This is a genomic window from Imperialibacter sp. (assembly GCF_040222815.1).
In the GTDB taxonomy this organism is placed as follows: Bacteria; Bacteroidota; Bacteroidia; order Cytophagales; family Cyclobacteriaceae; genus Imperialibacter.
The window spans coordinates 56875-71869 of record NZ_JAVKCH010000026.1 but is presented as its reverse complement, the minus strand read 5'-3'; the positions used below and the strand labels follow the sequence as shown (position 1 = coordinate 71869).

Genomic DNA, 14995 nt, shown 5'->3' with positions numbered 1-14995 from the left:
TTACACCTCAATTTAACTGAATATTTGGGAATACGCTATGGTGATGTCTGATGGTTTAGGGCGTCTATTTGAGGCACATCAGAATCAAAGAATTGGTAGCGACGTTTACTCATCGTTTTCGTCAAAAGGCCCAATTCCGGGAGGATTAAACAAGCCCCATTGGTCGACGATATAGTTATCTGTGTCAAATCCTGCCACCCAATCGATGAAGAGCAGCCGATACTCTTCTATCAGGTTGCGTACCAGTTGGTAGTATCGAACTTCTTTAAACCCGTGCATGTCGAGACTGTGGTTTTGCACCATTAAGTCTCTGGCTGCTTTTCGGATAATGGCCGCTGCTTCCATTCTGATGTCGTAAAGGTCGCCAGCTTCTGCGCCAGCTACTTTTACTGTGAGCAGTGCAGCATCCGACAGCATATGGCCCTTGATATCTTGTAACATCTCGTCATCCTCAGGAATCAGATTTCCAATAAGCCGGACAGTTTCGAGTATTTCTTGTCCTTTTTTGAAGATGGGCAGCTGTCTCGGGTCGTTATCGTTTTCTTCGTAGGACATAATTTTTATTCACAGAGATTTCTCGCTATTGACCCCGGTTTGCCTTTTGTTCTTAAATTCAGTTAGTTGTTCTTTACTCTTAGAGGCATGTCTACATACCCACCAGCGCCAGCGATTTTTTCATGGCGGTCATGTTGGTAGCAAGAGCCTCGTCGTTCTCGAGCTCGTTGAGTGCCTGGTTAAACGGTTCGGTTCTTACCGGCCCGTCGTAGCCGATGTCGATCAATCCCTGTAGGAAGTCTTTCATGTTGATCACGCCGGTGGCAAGCGGCAGCTCCCTTTTTCCGTCCTGCTGCTCCTCTCGTTTGAAGCCAGCTCTGGCATCGTTAATGTCGGCTGTAATGATATCGGAAGGGGTGAGGGTTTTGATGTCCTCCAGAGTATCGTTGGCGCAATACCAGTGGAAGCTGTCCAGCACAAAACCAACATTTCCGGTTCCTATGGCAGCAATGAGCTCTTTGCCTTCCTTCATGGAGCTGATAAATGTATAGCGGTTCCCCGCCACCAAAGTTCGCATGCCGAGGTACTCAAGACCAAGCCTGATGCCATAGTGATTCATTATTTTGGCGCATTCACCTAGCCGACTGGCATGCTGGCGCATATTTTCATTGTAGGTAAGGGTGCCGTGAGAAGAAATGATCCAAGTGTTGATCCGGGTTGCCCCTTGCTTTTGCATTGCCTCGCAGAACTTGGGAAGGTCTTTTAAATCCTCTTTGAACTTAGCCTCGTCACGACGGAACTCCACCGGAATATTGGTGGAGTCGTAGCTGATCTTATTTGCTTTCATCTTCGCCATGATTTCGTTCAGCTGAGCCGACGAGTAGTCTTTCATCACTTCTTGCGTAAACGGGCTAATGGCCTCGTAGCCATACTGTATGGCGTAATCCAAGGTTTGTGCAAAATTGGCCTTCACCCCGATAATACCCGGATTAAGGGCCAGTTTGAACTTTCTCTGCGCTTTAGTAGCGGAAAATGAGGGGAATGACGGGCTACTTGCGACAGCGATTGCCATAGCGGACGACTGGATGAATTTTCTTCTGTGCATAATCTTGTGGGTGATAATTATCTAAGATAGGGCATTGGTGATGATTTCGGAAAGGAAGAGGGGATAGGCGGCACACACAAAAAAAAGAAGTTTTGCCGATTACCGTGTGTTTGGCGTGGCGTTAGGAGCTCGCTTTCCGATGCGGAATGCAAAGCATGCTGGTTAGTCGATAATTTCTTTCGGCGGGATCAGGTCTTTTCTCAGGTCATCCACTGAAGGAAATTCAGTATCAGGCTCTATATGATTGATCCAATCTCCCCATTTGCTTTTCTTTTCCTGATTCAGTAACAACTCAACTGCTTTTCGAATAGCAGCATTTGTAGTCAACCCTTTGTTTTTGACGTAGGAATCGAAACGACTCTTAAGGTTATCAGGCAAGTAGACAGATATGTTCGTATGTACTATATTATAACATATTACAAGTATAATGAAGTTTCTGTTTTCCACATTGTGTTAAACATGCTGCGTCACGGGCAGGCTGATTAATAACATATCTTATCCGGCAAGTTGTAAATCACGTCATTGTGGGAAGCCACGGCCTTGAGTCTCTGTATATATCCATTGATTTTATCCTCAAAGTCCATTCTGTAGTCTGCATGAATTTTCCTGGTAACAATTGTGACTACTTTAGATACCGCTTGCGCTACTCTAAAATCAAAAACTGTCCAGCAAGTGCCGAGTTCATTGCCGAACTCCGTAAAAATGATCTCCAGCATATGCATGATCAGTTCGCCCTCTTTTTCCGGCCGCCGATCAATTGCTTTATAACGGTTGATTGCCTGAGTAGCCTTTTGGATGCCTTTGGCCAGGTTCTTTTGTAAGGTGCCATAATTGATATAAACATTCATGGCGCCTTCTATTTCAGCTTTTACATCCGCAAATAGATCTTCAAGGTCATCTTTTGAAGCCACCTTCTGAAAGTAAATAGCCTCTAGCTCGGCCCGGTTTTTTGCCAGCAGCCGGGCAATCAACTTATCTTTTTCTTTCTCGTTGAGGCTATCTAAATATGGTTTGATGTCTGCAATCTCGATTTTCATTTCCCGATACAGAAAGTTTTTTTGATTATCAGTTAGTTACTCAGATCAAGGTACAGCAGGGGTACAAGGATCGTTTTGTTTTTGGCTAGGTTCCTTTGTTTTCGCTGGAAAATTGACTTCTCCACAGCCTTTTTGTTCTTGATCCGGGTCTTATCGATCTCACAGGCAACCTGGTATTTCATCGAAAATTCCGCTTTAATGCCAAGGGCATCTTCCAGACGCACGGCCAGCTCTGGCGTGATGTTGCGCCAACCTCCAATGATCTCAGACATTACATTCTTGGCGATGCCGAGTTCTTTTGCCAATTCAATCTGCTTCATTTCCCTGGCTTCCAGCTCATCTTTTAAAAGCTCCCCGGGATGCATGGCCGATCCTGGCACTAGGTCGTTTGCCGACATTCTTTCTTTACTGGAGAATAATGTCAGCATCGATGTTCAGCTTTTTATGTATAGTCTTAGCCATGTCCAGGGTAATGTCACGCTTGCCTTTTAGGTATTCACTGATCCGGCTGGCGGATGTTCCAAGGAGTTCAGCAAGCTCCTTTTGGCTTAGGCCCATCTCAGACATGCGTAACCGGATCACATCGATCAGCCCGGGCGTAGCTACCGGCAGGTGAGCTTCCTCGTACTCGGCAACGAGGTCAGATATTTCATCAAGTTCGACAAATGTTGGGTCTTCCGGAGAGGTATCATTGCCCACAACCGTAAGGAGCTCTTCGATCCGTGCCAGGTACTTTTTATATTCCTTTTCTTTGATCATATCCGTATTCTTTAGATACTTGAATAGTCCTGAATGTCGTCATATTCAGAATGTGAACCGATAAACCGGATATACACTTTTTGTGAAGCAAAAATCACTATAGCAATCAGCCGGAACTTAATTCCTTTGATGTTGAAAACATATCGGTTGTTTCGGGCATTGTCCACACTATTAAAGGTCCGCCTCATGTCCCGGAAATTCTCCCAATTGGCTTTGCTGGTTTTGTGATACCACTCTTCCAGGGCTGTTTTAGCCTCCGGTACCTTCTCGGTGTATTCCCTGATCCTTCGGAACGTTACAATCCTCATTACTTCAAATGTAAGTGTAAAGTTACATAAAATGTAATTTATTTCGCCACCCGATTCACAGCCGCATACTTTTTCATTGCTGGTGATCCTTATTTACTTCCCGATACAAAATTTACTAAAAATATTTGCCAGTAAATCATCATTTGTTACCTCACCGGTAATCTCACCGAGGTGGTGGAGGGCCTGACGGATGTCCAGCGCCAGGAAGTCGCCGGTGACGTTGGAGCCAATGCCCGTGAGCACGTCGTCAAGGGCCTGACTGGTTTTCAGCAGGCTTTCAAAATGCCGGGCGTTGGTTACAATGGTGTCGCTGCTCCGAACGTTTTTCAGGTTGACCTGATCGAGGATCTTGTCTTTCAGCTCTTCCAGGTATTGCTGCTGTGAGGCAGAGATAAAGATAAACCTGTCATCTTCCTTCAATTGAGCCACCAAAGCTTCCGGCGCTTTGTCTATCTTATTGCCGATAGGGATAAACGGCTTGCCCAGGTTCTCCAGTTTGTTGATTTCTTTGTTGATGTCGGTGATATTGTCGTTCACCAGGTCAAATAGGTAAAGGATCAGCGAGGCCTCCTTCATTTTGCTGTGCGTTCTTTCCACACCCAGCGCCTCGATGATGTCGGTCGTTTCTCTGATGCCGGCTGTGTCGATGAACCTGAAGGCGACTCCCTCGATGTTTATTTCATCTTCAATGGAGTCACGGGTGGTGCCGGCGATGTCCGACACAATGGCCTTTTCTTCTTTGAGCAAAGCATTGAGCAGGGTAGACTTGCCTGCATTGGGCTTTCCTGCTATCACTGTAGGTACGCCGTTTTTGATCACGTTGCCCAGGTCGAAACTCTTGATCAACTGGTTGATGATGGTTTTCAAGTCATTGACCAGCTTGGCCAGGTCGTGACGATCGGCAAACTCAACGTCTTCCTCTCCAAAATCCAGCTCCAGCTCAATCATGCTGGCAAAGTGGATGAGCTGCTCCCGCAGTTGCTTGATGTCTTTTGAAAAGCCACCCCGCATTTGCGACATAGCCGCCTGGTGGGCAGCTTCGGAATCGGAGCTGATCACATCGGCTACTGCTTCGGCCTGTGCCAGATCAAATTGCCCATTGAGAAATGCCCTTTTGGTGAATTCGCCTGGTTTGGCCAGTCGGGCTCCTTTGCTGACTACGAGGTTGATGATGCGCTTGATAATGTATGAAGAGCCATGACAGGAAATCTCCACCACGTTTTCTTTGGTAAACGACCTGGGGGCTATGAAGACCGACATCAACACCTCATCGATGATCTCTTTGCCTTCTCTGATGGTACCAAAATGGATGGTGTGTGAATCGACTGCGTTAAGATCTTTTCCATAAAAGACCGCATTGGCAATACTTATGGCCTGAGGCCCGGAGAGGCGAACAACGCCAATGGCGCCAATGCCCTGAGGGGTAGCAAGCGCCACAATGGTATCGTCGAACTGAGAGTAGGAGAGAGCACCCAAACTAAAAAGGGGATTAATTGTCTGAAAATATTTTTGTCGAAATCACAAAGAACAAAGCCCAAATATCAAATAAGTTCCAAATATCAATCTCGAAGTGCCAAACCGTTTCGAATTTGAATTTTACGTCATCGGTGCTTATTTGTGTTTTTGTAATTTGCCTTTTGTGTTTTTTTGATGGGCTACTTCTTTGCCAGTTTGGTGATGATCCTTTTAAGCTGCGGCGAAGTCTTGTAACCTGAAACGATTTCAAGTCTGTCCTGGTCGTTGTCTACCAAAATGAAGGTAGGGTATCCTTGTATCCCCAACGCCTTCACCATCTCCCTGCCACTGGTTTCCTTACCCAAAAAGGTAAACTTATCTGTTGTTTCTCCATTTATTTTGACCACATAAACCGATTCGTTCAAAAGCGAGACAACCTCCGGGTCGGTAAAAGTGGTTTTGTCCATCTTCTTACACCAGCCACACCAGTTGGCGTACATCTCCACAATCACCGGCCTGGGTTCTTTTTTCAGCTTTTCAGCCAACTGGTCAATAGATGTCCATTCCGTAGCCGTTGGTTCAGCCGGAGTAGCAGCCGTAGCCACAATGGCGAGTATTGCCACTGACAGTAGTCCAATCAATTGTTTCATATCGGTTCCTCTTTTAAAGTCATGGAAAGTTTCGATCTTCGATTTCTGAACACTACTCCTTGCGTAGGAGAGAACAAAAATACAACCAAAAAGATTAAACCCGCCACCGTCGACATAGCACCGGCGATAGATCCGTCAATATAAGACGCAAGATAATACCCCAGCACCGAGACAATTACGCCGATGATACAAGTGAAAATAAGCATTTTCTTGAAATCCTCTGTGAGCAGGTAGGCCGTTGCTGGTGGAGCGATAAGCAAAGCCACCACCAAAATAGCCCCCACCGATTCGAAAGATGCCACCGTTGTAAGCGACACAGCTCCCATGAGCAAGTAGTGCCATAGGGTGGTGTTAATGCCAATGATGGCGGCGTAGGAGGGGTCGAACGTGGTGAGGAACAACTCTTTGTATCCGATGAAGATGAAAGCAATGACCACCAGCAGCACTGATCCGGAGATGTACAGTACTCTTGGCCCCATGATGGTGCCGGTGTCGGTGATCCAAAGGTCAATGGGCACGTAAGCAATTTCACCGTAAAGCACGCAGTCTTGGTCGAGGTCAACCTTGCCTGCGAAAGCGGAAATCAGAATAACACCGAGAGCGAACAGCCAGGTGAACGTGACACCGATGGAGGCGTCCGTTTGGAGGTTGCCCTTCTTGTGAAAGAACTCGATAAGAAATGTGGTAATGATGCCTAGTGTACCTGCTCCCAAAAGCATGGGCAGGGAGTCCCGGCTGCCAGAAATGAAAAACGCAATCACAATACCCGGCAACACAGCATGAGAAATGGCATCGGCCACCATGGCCATTTTTCGAAGGATGAGGTAACTCCCCACCAGACCGCACGAAACGGCCACCAAAGAACCTGCTAATATGATATATATCGCTTCCATGGCTTATCTGTAAGGGATTGTTTCGTTGTGAGGATCAACCGACGGATAGTTGAGTTTTTTCTCCAGCCTGGCCTCTATTTCCGGCGTTATGATATGCTCGATGGTTTCGGCCTCATCGTGCACATGGTCGGGCGCTATTCGCAAGTACTCGGTAAGGTAAAGCTCCCAAAGCCGGTGAAGCTTCACTATGCGTTGCCCTTTGTTTTTGCCCTCTTCGGTAAGTACCCAGCCTTCACGATCTTGCTTCAGGAAACCGCTTCTCACTAGTTTTTGTAGGCCGCCTTTCAATCGTCCTTTTACGAATCGCCTTTGGGAGATCAGGTCGCTTATCTTTCGGTGTCCATAGTATTGTTCATCGGCCTCACCCAGGTGGAAAAATGCCTTGAGGATGTTTTCCTCCAGGATCTGCTTTTGATACTTTCTTTGCTGGAATTGCTTATACAGAATGCCCTTCCTTGGAGCAATGAAGAACGAGCTCATGGCGATGAAGGAAATCACCAGCACAATCCACGGCCCGGTAGGCATGGCCGGGGCCACAAAGGAAATGTAGGCACCTGAAACACCGGAGATCGCCCCAAAGAGTGCTGCCAGGAACACCATTGTCGTCAGCTTGTCGGTCCAGAACCGGGCCGCCGCTGCAGGCGTAATAAGCATGGCTGCCATGAGCACCACACCCACAGCCTGAATACCTGTAACTACAGCCAGCACTGTGAGGGTTGTCAAAACGAGCTCCAGCCCCTTCACAGGCATGCCAATGGCTTTTCCAAACTGTTCGTCAAAGGCAAGAAGGGTAAGCTCTTTGAAGAGAAGGCCAACAACAAGAAGCAAAATGACACTGACAGAGCCGAACACGATCAGATCCTGGCCAACAAGAGAAGCTGCTTTGCCAAACAGGAACTGATCCAGCCCGCTTTGATTGGCGTTGCCGGAATGCTGGATAGCCGTAAGGATCAGAATGCCAAGGCCGAAAAAGACCGACAGGGTAAGACCAATCGCTGTGTCTTCTTTTAGTTTGGAGTACCTGACGATCATGTCGATAAACCGGAGGGAGAGCCAGCCGGTAATGAACGCTCCAATAATCAGGTAAATGGGGTTCTTGGTACCTGTAACAACGAAGGCCAGGCACACACCAGGTAATACTGAATGCGCAACGGCGTCTCCAATGAGTGCTCTTTTCTTGAGAAAAGTAAAACAACCCACAATGGCCGCACTGATAGCCAGTAGCACCGAACCCACCACCACGTACCTGATGTTGGGATCCTGAAAAGAAAAGAAATAGAGAAAGTCTTCCATAATAAGGGTCGCCTGGTTTGCCTACACTGTTTTCTCTCTGCTGGGGAAGCGCCCTTTAGTAAGCAAGTCTCCCACTTCCGACAGAATGGTGAGCTTGCCTCCATACGCTTCCTGCAAAAGCTCTTCTTTGAACACATCGACTGTTGGCCCTGATGCTACCAGACGCATATTCAGCAAAATGAGCCAATCGAAATACTTGGCCACGGATTGTAAGTCGTGGTGCACCACCACTACCGTTTTACCTTCTTTCGACATTCTTCTCAGCAGCTCTACAATTGCTTTTTCAGTGGCCGCATCCACACCTGCAAATGGCTCATCCATAAAATAGACCTCTGCCTGCTGCGCCAGCGCCCGGGCCAGAAACACCCGTTGCTGCTGTCCACCTGATAGCTGTGAAATCTGCCTGTTTTTGAATGCTTCCATTCCCACCAAGCGCATGCTCTCCTGCACCACCTCCCTGTCGGCTTGCCGTGGCCTTTTGAAAAGCCCCAGCTTTCCGTAACGGCCCATCATTACCACATCATGAACCGACGCTGGAAAGTCCCAGTCGACGGACTCCCGCTGCGGCACGTAGCTGATCTTTTCTCTCACGTTGTCAAGCTGGGTGTCAAATAGCTTCACGTAACCGCTACTAAGCGGCACGAGATCCATAATGGCCTTGATGAGGGTTGACTTGCCGGCGCCGTTGGGCCCCACAATGCCTACCAGGCTGCCCTTGGGAAGAGAGAGATCGATACCCCACAGCACCGGCTTTTGACTGTAGCTGACCGTGAGATCGTGCACTTCAATGATCGGATCTTCTGCATGTATGTTCATCTTACCAGATTATTTTAAAGAGGATACTATTGTGTTTACATTCGCCGTAACCATGCCTATATACGTGCCGTCTTGTGTGCCAAATTCGCCCATTGCGTCGGAATAGAGTTTGCCACCAATCACTACCTCATGTCCACGCTGCCTGCAGCCGTCTACCACCGCATTGATGGCTCTTTCGGATACTGATGTCTCAACAAAAACAGCTTTGACATTTCTGTCAACAATGAGATTCACCAGATCGGCCACGTCTTTGAGGCCAAACTCCGATTGCGTGGAGATGCCCTGAAGCCCGTTTACTTCAATATTGTAAGCATCGCCAAAGTAGCCGAATGCATCATGGGCTGTAACCAGAATTCTCTGAGTTTCAGGAATTGTGGCTATTTCAGCCTTCACCCAACTGTGAAGTGAATCAAGCCGCTGTAAATAGACGTCCAGGTTTTTTTGGTAGTAGGCTGCGTTCGCTGTGTCTTTTTCCTTCAGCGTCTTGCCAACCTCAAGCACAGCGTTTTTCCACAGGGCCACATTGAACCAAATGTGTGGGTCATAGTTTCCTGCGAAAACGGGAGTGTCCCTGAGTCTTTCTTTCGGTATTTCTTCCGAAACTGCCACCACTGGTTTCAGCCGCCCAAGCTTCTCCAGTACTTCGCCCATCTTGCCCTCAAGGTGCAGCCCATTATAAAAAACAACGTTCGCCGCCGAAAGTCGCTGAAGGTCTCCCTGGGTTGCCTTATAGAGGTGAGGATCAACACCCGGGCCCATCAGGGCGTCCGCTTCGACAGAGTCCTTTGCGATATTCAATACTGCGTCGTAGATCATTCCCGTCGTCGCCAGCACTTTGAGCTTGGTGTCTTTCTGCCTTTTTTGACTGGTTTGGGTGCAGCCAAAGAACAGCATGTTGATGATTGCAACTGACAGGGTTATTCTCAACATCAATTTTTTCATATTTAATCTGTGATCAAAATGTTTTGTGATACCTCTCTGGAAATAAATACCTTTTGCTTATTATCTATTAGTATCTCCATTGAACCATCAAAGTCGACTCGCTCAGTTACTTCCAGCTTGGCACCGAGGTAGATACCGATTTTATCGAGGTATTGTAAAAAGGAAGAGCCTTCGTCGTTCACCGCAACAATTTTTCCTTTGACTCCCACCTCAACTTTGTCCAGAGGTGTTTTTTTTGCAACGGCCATGTCACCGTTTTCGTCAGGAATAGGGTCGCCATGAGGATCTACTTTAGGGTAGTCGAGGAATTCGTCCAGGCGCTGGATAAGGAGACCGGATCTGATGTGCTCCAGCTGCTCGGCCACTTCATGCACCTCATCCCAATTGAATTTTAGTTTATCAACCAGAAACACTTCCCAAAGCCGGTGTTTCCGAATAACCTGTAAAGCCATCACTTTTCCTTTCCTGGAAATATTGACACCATAATACTTTTTGTACGTGACCATCCCTTTTTCGTCAAGCTTCCTGATCATGTCGCTCACGGACGCAGGCTTCGTGTTCATGTGGTCAGAAATCGCATTGGTGGATACCTCAGTAGCTCCACTGTCGGACAAATGAAAAATTGCTTTCAGGTAGTTTTCTTCCGCAAAGCTTAGCATTAGCAATTATTTTGAGTCAAAGGTAAAAATATTTTAGAGTTATCTAAAAATATTTTTCATTCGATGTTATAACGGAAAAACAGGATGGTACGTTCACGCCTTAGTCAAAGAGGCCTGAACAGGTGGCTACTAATCCGACACAAGAGTGTTCATTAACTGGATAAGCTTTTGTTCCTCACCAGTCCAATAGATGTCGCTGTAGTCGATAGAGGCAGGGTAGAAGGTGCTATTCAGCAAGGACAATAGTTCTCTAGTCGAAGCTTGCCCGGATTTAAGAATAACAGCAGCCTTTTTTTCCAGACAGTAGTTGGTCCACGTCCTATCTTCTTGAATGATTATCGGCAGCCGATGCGACATGTACTCCCAAATTTTTGTTGGGAAGCATTCGTTGATGGCCGGATTGTTGGGATAAAAAACCAGACCAAAGTCGGCTTGGGCAATGGCAGATTGTATGGTCTCGTAGGGACCCCATCGGAGCCTCCCGTCAGCGTGACATAGAGATGACTGCTGATCGTTTCAGCAATAAATTGATTCGACTTTTTATCCGGCACCTTGCCACATAGGTGGAGCTGGCTTCCGGGAATAGTTTCGTGAATTTTGAGAAAAGCATCGATGGCTTCCCGAACCCCATAGGTGAGAGACAGCGTGCCAGTCACGAGAAATACGGGAGCGTTGAGGTTTGCTTTTTGGGCGGTGCGGACTGCAAGGGGCAGCGCTTTGTTTTGAAGAACGGTCCAACGGGTGCCGATAAAAGGAAGGGCAGTGTAACTGTTTTCTGCCAGAGTAAAATGAGAAATGAAAGGGGCGCTTATTGTTTCAGACAGTCTGACCCATGCGGCTGCAAGAGGTTTTAGAAAGGTGGGAAGAGGGGATAGGTATTTGATGTTCAGTTGATAATTTTCCTGAATATCATACACAATCCGGGTGCCAAATATTATTTGGTATAGACAACTAACAATCAGAAATTCAGATGTATTAACTATGATTAGTTCAGGCTTTAATTTAACTAACTTTAGGAAGAACCTGGCGGGAGCGAAAAGTCTCCCAAATGAGATTCTTTTGAAGTAAAAGAGAGGGGTAAATATAATATCGGGATGTGCCGAGTGATTTTTCGAATTGAATCCTATGATATTAAAACCATATTTATTTGTTTTCGTCATTGATAGGGCAAGCTTGTGATAGTGACGTATGTCATCCACAGGTTTCAATACCGAACCAATCACAATTTGTTTTTTTAACATGGTGCTAAGGAAAGTCGATTCCTTTGGCCGAAGATAATTTAATAGAATTTCTACTGAATGGAATTAAGAGAATTAATAGAGAATGCGTGGGACGACCGGGCAACTTTGCAGGACAAGGAAACGGCAATTGCCATCAAAACAATTGTCGATGACCTTGACAAAGGGATTCGTCGTGTGGCCGAAAAAGTGGGAGACGATTGGGTTGTGAACGAGTGGATCAAGAAAGCGGTAATTCTCTATTTTCCTCTGATGAAAATGCAGGCCATTGAGGTAGGGCCATTCTCGTATCACGACAAGATTAAGCTAAAGACTGGCTACGATAAACTGGGCGTGAGGGTGGTGCCAAATGCTGTGGCTCGATACGGATCCTATTTAAGCGCAGGCGTGGTGATGATGCCAAGCTATGTGAATATCGGAGCCTATGTCGACGAGGGAACTATGGTCGATACCTGGGCAACTGTGGGAAGCTGTGCGCAGATTGGAAAGAACGTTCACCTGAGTGGAGGCGTCGGAATCGGTGGTGTACTTGAGCCCGTTCAGGCGGCCCCGGTTATCGTGGAAGACAATGCATTTATTGGCTCACGCTGCATCATCGTGGAGGGCATCCGAATTGGCAGAGAGGCTGTGCTTGGTGCTAACGTGGTGCTGACCGGAAGCTCTAAAATCATAGACGTTTCGGGTAGTGAGCCAGTGGAGTATAAAGGGTATGTGCCCGAGCGCTCGGTAGTGATACCAGGAACAATTCCCAAGAAGTTTCCGGCAGGTACGTTCCAGGTGCCCTGTGCCTTGATCATAGGAAAGAGAAAAGAAAGCACAGATAAAAAGACGTCGCTGAATAGTGCTTTGCGTGAGAACGACGTTGCGGTGTAACATACAATCAATTCTGCCTACTTAATTATTTTCACTTTATTTGCACCTTCATTTTGCTTGGGTGCGACCAATTTTATTATCTCAAAGTTGTCAGATGAGTTTGAATAGAAATTTCCTCAAGGGATTTTTAGTAGTGATGGTGTTTCTGGTTTCGTGCAAAGACGAAGCTGTGGTGAAGGGCGATCTGCTTTATGAAAAGGGGCAGTACAAGGAGGCCATTGAGGCCTACGACCAGTATCTGTCACTCAATCCGACGCATGTAAAGTCTGTATACAACAAGGGGCGATCTTATGAGGAGCTGGGGCAGTATGATAAGGCTCTGGAGTCCTTCAGAAGAACCCTTGAACTTGACGGCAAGAATGTGCCGGCACTTTTGAGCATTGGTCAGTACTATTACAGAGGCGGCCAGTATGACAATGCGGCTTTCAATTTTGGAAAAGCTGTTGAAATTGACGGCTCCAATTCACAGGCTTATTTCCTGCTGGGGCGAAGCTACCACCTGCAAGGCATGATGAAAGAGGCGATGGGGGCATACAACAATGCCATTAGCCTTAATAATGACCTTGGAGAGGCTTACTTGTACAGAGGTGCTTTGAAAGTTAATCTTAAGCAGGGGAACAATGCTTGCAATGATTTTAAAACGGCAAAATCACTGGGAGCGAAGGACGCAGACGAGGCACTGTCTCAGTATTGTAAATAAGCGATCCTAATTCTTTATTTGGGTCATTGAGGGGATAATGAAGTGCTCTTTGTGATTGCAGAGCACGTCCGATCCACTTCTTCCCAGCCCGTTACAACGGGGGCAGTCCTGCACCACATGCTTTTCACCCCGACATTGTGTGCAGGTTTCTTTGCCTTTTCCAGTGCAAACATCACATGTTTTATATACATTTTCTCCAAACTGGTTTTTGGAAATCTGAACGCCTTCGCCAAGGCATTTGTGGCACGTTATCTCTCCGAATCCATGACATAGCGGGCACTTGTCATCCACATGCCCTGAGCCATCACACTGGCTACATGTGATCAACCTGAAGCCATCGTTATCACAATATTCACAGGCCTCTATCTCCCTTGCCAGCACGTCAAGCCGGTTTTGCAGCATTTTGGCTTCGTTGAAATACTCGCCAGACTTGCCCGTAAGGTCTGTGTACTTATTCAGGAAATTGCGGCTGCTTTGAAGTTGGTGGTTTTTTTCCAGAGTGAAAGCGAAAAAGTACAACGCCTCGGTAGGCACTACTTCGTTGAGAGAGAGAATCTGGCGGAATTTTTTGTCAGCAGCCCTATAATCTTCTTTGGCCATATACCCTTTGGCCTCTTCGAGCAATGCTTTGGCACGGCCCTGACCAGTTTGAGCCCATCCACCATACGATGAGATGATCAATAGGCAGAATACCATGCTTTTCATTGTCCAACTTCTCATTTCCAGAGGTTTTTATTAATTGTGCTCTCCAATTTCTTTTCTAATTCATCGGGAATCATTGGAAAGAAATCCAGCCCTGTGATCTTTTCGATGGAGTCAATAGTCACGGTACATTCCATTATTCCAAGGGTTGAGGCCTTATTCTCCATCACAAAACCAATTGCCTTCAGCTCAGGTTCAGAAATGTCCAGTACAATTTTGTAAAACTTTTGAGGAACAGCCACTTTATTCTTTCCTATTTTCTTGGCACCACCTTCCACGATTGGGCCTACCACCACAAAAAGCTCTTTGTCTCTCATTCCCCAATCCCTGACCTTTTCCTCCAACTGTTTCCAAATTCCCCGATTGAACGAGGGATCCTGAGGACTCATGTTGCTCAGAAAGAAAGTGCCATCCATAGCCGACTGCGACCAGCTAAAATCGGCGGCTGGTGCCAGATGCCCCCTGTCATACCCAGACCCTTTATAGTCGGCTAAAGTTGCAGACTCAGTCCGAACATCATTATCTGATCTGAAATTGTCCTTTCTTTGGGCCGCATTCTTACTGATGTTTTCGGCTGTTAGCCGGTAGGCCACCCACTTAGGCTGCTCAATGTCCTCGTCGTAGGCCAGGGTGTAGCCCTCATGCTCCACGATAAGGTCGTCCTGGCTGTAAGCTGGCCAGGCAAAGTCGAAGGAGGTGGTGTAGTAGTAATGGTCGTAGTCTGTGGGTATTTCTACCTCTTCAGCAGGCTTGTCAGCTGATGACTTTCCAGTTTTAGGTTCCGTCTTAACAGGCTTTTGAGCTGACGACTTTTTGCCACTTTCTTTTTTTTCAACCTGATTCGAAGGTTTTTTAGAGGATTCTACAGTCTGTTCTTGCTTGCCCCCGGCCTGAAGAAAGTCTGGCAGGCCATCATTATTTTTCAGATACCATGCCAGTCCTATTACCAGGATCATCACAATTCCGAGTATGAGCCCCGAATTGCTTCCTGAGTCTTTAGACGATTTACGGGTACTTCTATTTTTTGCTGGTGCTTTTTTCTTAGCCATTGGTGCTTTTTGATCTCTAAA

20 protein-coding genes are annotated in these 14995 nt (G+C 46.8%); 2 read left to right on the top strand and 18 right to left on the bottom strand.

From position 1 onward, the window contains the following. Positions 1–105: 105 nt before the first annotated feature. The 16 genes from RIF36_RS14085 to RIF36_RS14010 form a co-directional block, all read right to left on the bottom strand. On the bottom strand, positions 106–555 hold the full coding sequence (locus tag RIF36_RS14085; protein WP_350122236.1) for a hypothetical protein: 450 nt from the start codon (positions 553–555) through the stop codon (positions 106–108). A 91-nt stretch (positions 556–646) separates the two neighbouring features. After that, positions 647–1600: a sugar phosphate isomerase/epimerase family protein gene (locus tag RIF36_RS14080; RefSeq protein ID WP_350122234.1), complete on the bottom strand. Its 954-nt coding sequence runs from the start codon at positions 1598–1600 to the stop codon at positions 647–649. Between the two features lie 162 nt (positions 1601–1762). After that, positions 1763–1978 carry a ribbon-helix-helix domain-containing protein gene (locus RIF36_RS14075; protein WP_350122232.1) on the bottom strand — a complete coding sequence of 72 codons (216 nt, stop codon included), beginning with the start codon at positions 1976–1978 and terminating at the stop codon, positions 1763–1765. A gap of 104 nt (positions 1979–2082) precedes the next feature. Further along, positions 2083–2637, bottom strand: coding sequence for a hypothetical protein (locus RIF36_RS14070; RefSeq protein ID WP_350122230.1), 555 nt, complete (start codon positions 2635–2637; stop codon positions 2083–2085). Between the two features lie 32 nt (positions 2638–2669). Further along, positions 2670–3065: a HigA family addiction module antitoxin gene (locus RIF36_RS14065; protein ID WP_350122228.1), complete on the bottom strand. Its 396-nt coding sequence runs from the start codon at positions 3063–3065 to the stop codon at positions 2670–2672. Beyond that, positions 3043–3396 (bottom strand): helix-turn-helix domain-containing protein, encoded by a 354-nt coding sequence (locus tag RIF36_RS14060; RefSeq protein WP_350122226.1) that lies wholly within the window; start codon positions 3394–3396, stop codon positions 3043–3045. Before RIF36_RS14060 ends, RIF36_RS14065 begins: the two co-directional genes overlap by 23 nt. A gap of 11 nt (positions 3397–3407) precedes the next feature. Further along, entirely contained in the window at positions 3408–3704 is a 297-nt protein-coding gene (locus RIF36_RS14055; RefSeq protein WP_350122224.1) for a type II toxin-antitoxin system HigB family toxin, read from the bottom strand. A 93-nt stretch (positions 3705–3797) separates the two neighbouring features. Continuing rightward, the gene (gene mnmE / locus RIF36_RS14050) at positions 3798–5180 is read right to left on the bottom strand and encodes a tRNA uridine-5-carboxymethylaminomethyl(34) synthesis GTPase MnmE (protein ID WP_350122222.1); all 1383 of its coding nucleotides are present in this window, start codon (positions 5178–5180) and stop codon (positions 3798–3800) included. Positions 5181–5359: 179 nt separating this feature from the next. Further along, positions 5360–5809 carry a thioredoxin family protein gene (locus tag RIF36_RS14045; protein WP_350122220.1) on the bottom strand — a complete coding sequence of 150 codons (450 nt, stop codon included), beginning with the start codon at positions 5807–5809 and terminating at the stop codon, positions 5360–5362. Further along, a complete protein-coding gene (locus tag RIF36_RS14040) occupies positions 5806–6702 on the bottom strand; it encodes a metal ABC transporter permease (RefSeq protein ID WP_350122218.1) in 897 nt (298 codons plus the stop codon). The genes RIF36_RS14045 and RIF36_RS14040 overlap by 4 nt, the downstream gene beginning before the upstream one ends. Before the next feature lie 3 nt (positions 6703–6705). Continuing rightward, the gene (locus RIF36_RS14035; protein ID WP_350122216.1) at positions 6706–7995 is read right to left on the bottom strand and encodes a metal ABC transporter permease; all 1290 of its coding nucleotides are present in this window, start codon (positions 7993–7995) and stop codon (positions 6706–6708) included. Between the two features lie 21 nt (positions 7996–8016). Beyond that, complete coding sequence (locus RIF36_RS14030; protein WP_317491972.1) at positions 8017–8811, bottom strand: metal ABC transporter ATP-binding protein; 795 nt, start codon at positions 8809–8811, stop codon at positions 8017–8019. 9 nt (positions 8812–8820) lie between these two features. Then, positions 8821–9753 carry a metal ABC transporter solute-binding protein, Zn/Mn family gene (locus RIF36_RS14025; RefSeq protein WP_350122214.1) on the bottom strand — a complete coding sequence of 311 codons (933 nt, stop codon included), beginning with the start codon at positions 9751–9753 and terminating at the stop codon, positions 8821–8823. Between the two features lie 2 nt (positions 9754–9755). Beyond that, complete coding sequence (locus tag RIF36_RS14020; protein WP_350073907.1) at positions 9756–10412, bottom strand: metal-dependent transcriptional regulator; 657 nt, start codon at positions 10410–10412, stop codon at positions 9756–9758. 129 nt (positions 10413–10541) lie between these two features. Further along, the gene (locus RIF36_RS14015) at positions 10542–10769 is read right to left on the bottom strand and encodes a hypothetical protein (protein WP_350149365.1); all 228 of its coding nucleotides are present in this window, start codon (positions 10767–10769) and stop codon (positions 10542–10544) included. Next, on the bottom strand, positions 10748–11329 hold the full coding sequence (locus RIF36_RS14010; RefSeq protein ID WP_350149364.1) for a glycosyltransferase family protein: 582 nt from the start codon (positions 11327–11329) through the stop codon (positions 10748–10750). The genes RIF36_RS14015 and RIF36_RS14010 overlap by 22 nt, the downstream gene beginning before the upstream one ends. Before the next feature lie 381 nt (positions 11330–11710). On the opposite strand from RIF36_RS14010, the gene RIF36_RS14005 reads away from it, so the two are divergent. Further along, positions 11711–12523 (top strand): 2,3,4,5-tetrahydropyridine-2,6-dicarboxylate N-succinyltransferase, encoded by an 813-nt coding sequence (locus RIF36_RS14005; protein WP_350122210.1) that lies wholly within the window; start codon positions 11711–11713, stop codon positions 12521–12523. 94 nt (positions 12524–12617) lie between these two features. Then, positions 12618–13223 (top strand): tetratricopeptide repeat protein, encoded by a 606-nt coding sequence (locus tag RIF36_RS14000; protein ID WP_350122208.1) that lies wholly within the window; start codon positions 12618–12620, stop codon positions 13221–13223. Positions 13224–13229: 6 nt separating this feature from the next. Here the strand turns inward: RIF36_RS14000 and RIF36_RS13995 are convergent, their stop codons facing one another. Together RIF36_RS13995 and RIF36_RS13990 are read right to left on the bottom strand one after the other, a co-directional pair. After that, the gene (locus RIF36_RS13995; RefSeq protein WP_350122206.1) at positions 13230–13943 is read right to left on the bottom strand and encodes a tetratricopeptide repeat protein; all 714 of its coding nucleotides are present in this window, start codon (positions 13941–13943) and stop codon (positions 13230–13232) included. Then, positions 13940–14974 (bottom strand): DNA/RNA non-specific endonuclease, encoded by a 1035-nt coding sequence (locus RIF36_RS13990; RefSeq protein WP_350122204.1) that lies wholly within the window; start codon positions 14972–14974, stop codon positions 13940–13942. The genes RIF36_RS13995 and RIF36_RS13990 overlap by 4 nt, the downstream gene beginning before the upstream one ends. Positions 14975–14995 lie beyond the last annotated feature (21 nt).

Coding starts and splice junctions, on each gene's coding strand:
- RIF36_RS14085 (WP_350122236.1), bottom strand. CDS start 555: ATGTCCTACGAAGAAAACGATAACGACCCGAGACAGCTGCCCATCTTC.
- RIF36_RS14080 (WP_350122234.1), bottom strand. CDS start 1,600: ATGCACAGAAGAAAATTCATCCAGTCGTCCGCTATGGCAATCGCTGTC.
- RIF36_RS14070 (WP_350122230.1), bottom strand. CDS start 2,637: ATGAAAATCGAGATTGCAGACATCAAACCATATTTAGATAGCCTCAAC.
- RIF36_RS14065 (WP_350122228.1), bottom strand. CDS start 3,065: ATGCTGACATTATTCTCCAGTAAAGAAAGAATGTCGGCAAACGACCTA.
- RIF36_RS14060 (WP_350122226.1), bottom strand. CDS start 3,396: ATGATCAAAGAAAAGGAATATAAAAAGTACCTGGCACGGATCGAAGAG.
- RIF36_RS14055 (WP_350122224.1), bottom strand. CDS start 3,704: ATGAGGATTGTAACGTTCCGAAGGATCAGGGAATACACCGAGAAGGTA.
- RIF36_RS14045 (WP_350122220.1), bottom strand. CDS start 5,809: ATGAAACAATTGATTGGACTACTGTCAGTGGCAATACTCGCCATTGTG.
- RIF36_RS14040 (WP_350122218.1), bottom strand. CDS start 6,702: ATGGAAGCGATATATATCATATTAGCAGGTTCTTTGGTGGCCGTTTCG.
- RIF36_RS14035 (WP_350122216.1), bottom strand. CDS start 7,995: ATGGAAGACTTTCTCTATTTCTTTTCTTTTCAGGATCCCAACATCAGG.
- RIF36_RS14030 (WP_317491972.1), bottom strand. CDS start 8,811: ATGAACATACATGCAGAAGATCCGATCATTGAAGTGCACGATCTCACG.
- RIF36_RS14025 (WP_350122214.1), bottom strand. CDS start 9,753: ATGAAAAAATTGATGTTGAGAATAACCCTGTCAGTTGCAATCATCAAC.
- RIF36_RS14020 (WP_350073907.1), bottom strand. CDS start 10,412: ATGCTAAGCTTTGCGGAAGAAAACTACCTGAAAGCAATTTTTCATTTG.
- RIF36_RS14015 (WP_350149365.1), bottom strand. CDS start 10,769: ATGTCGCATCGGCTGCCGATAATCATTCAAGAAGATAGGACGTGGACC.
- RIF36_RS14005 (WP_350122210.1), top strand. CDS start 11,711: ATGGAATTAAGAGAATTAATAGAGAATGCGTGGGACGACCGGGCAACT.
- RIF36_RS14000 (WP_350122208.1), top strand. CDS start 12,618: ATGAGTTTGAATAGAAATTTCCTCAAGGGATTTTTAGTAGTGATGGTG.
- RIF36_RS13995 (WP_350122206.1), bottom strand. CDS start 13,943: ATGAGAAGTTGGACAATGAAAAGCATGGTATTCTGCCTATTGATCATC.
- RIF36_RS13990 (WP_350122204.1), bottom strand. CDS start 14,974: ATGGCTAAGAAAAAAGCACCAGCAAAAAATAGAAGTACCCGTAAATCG.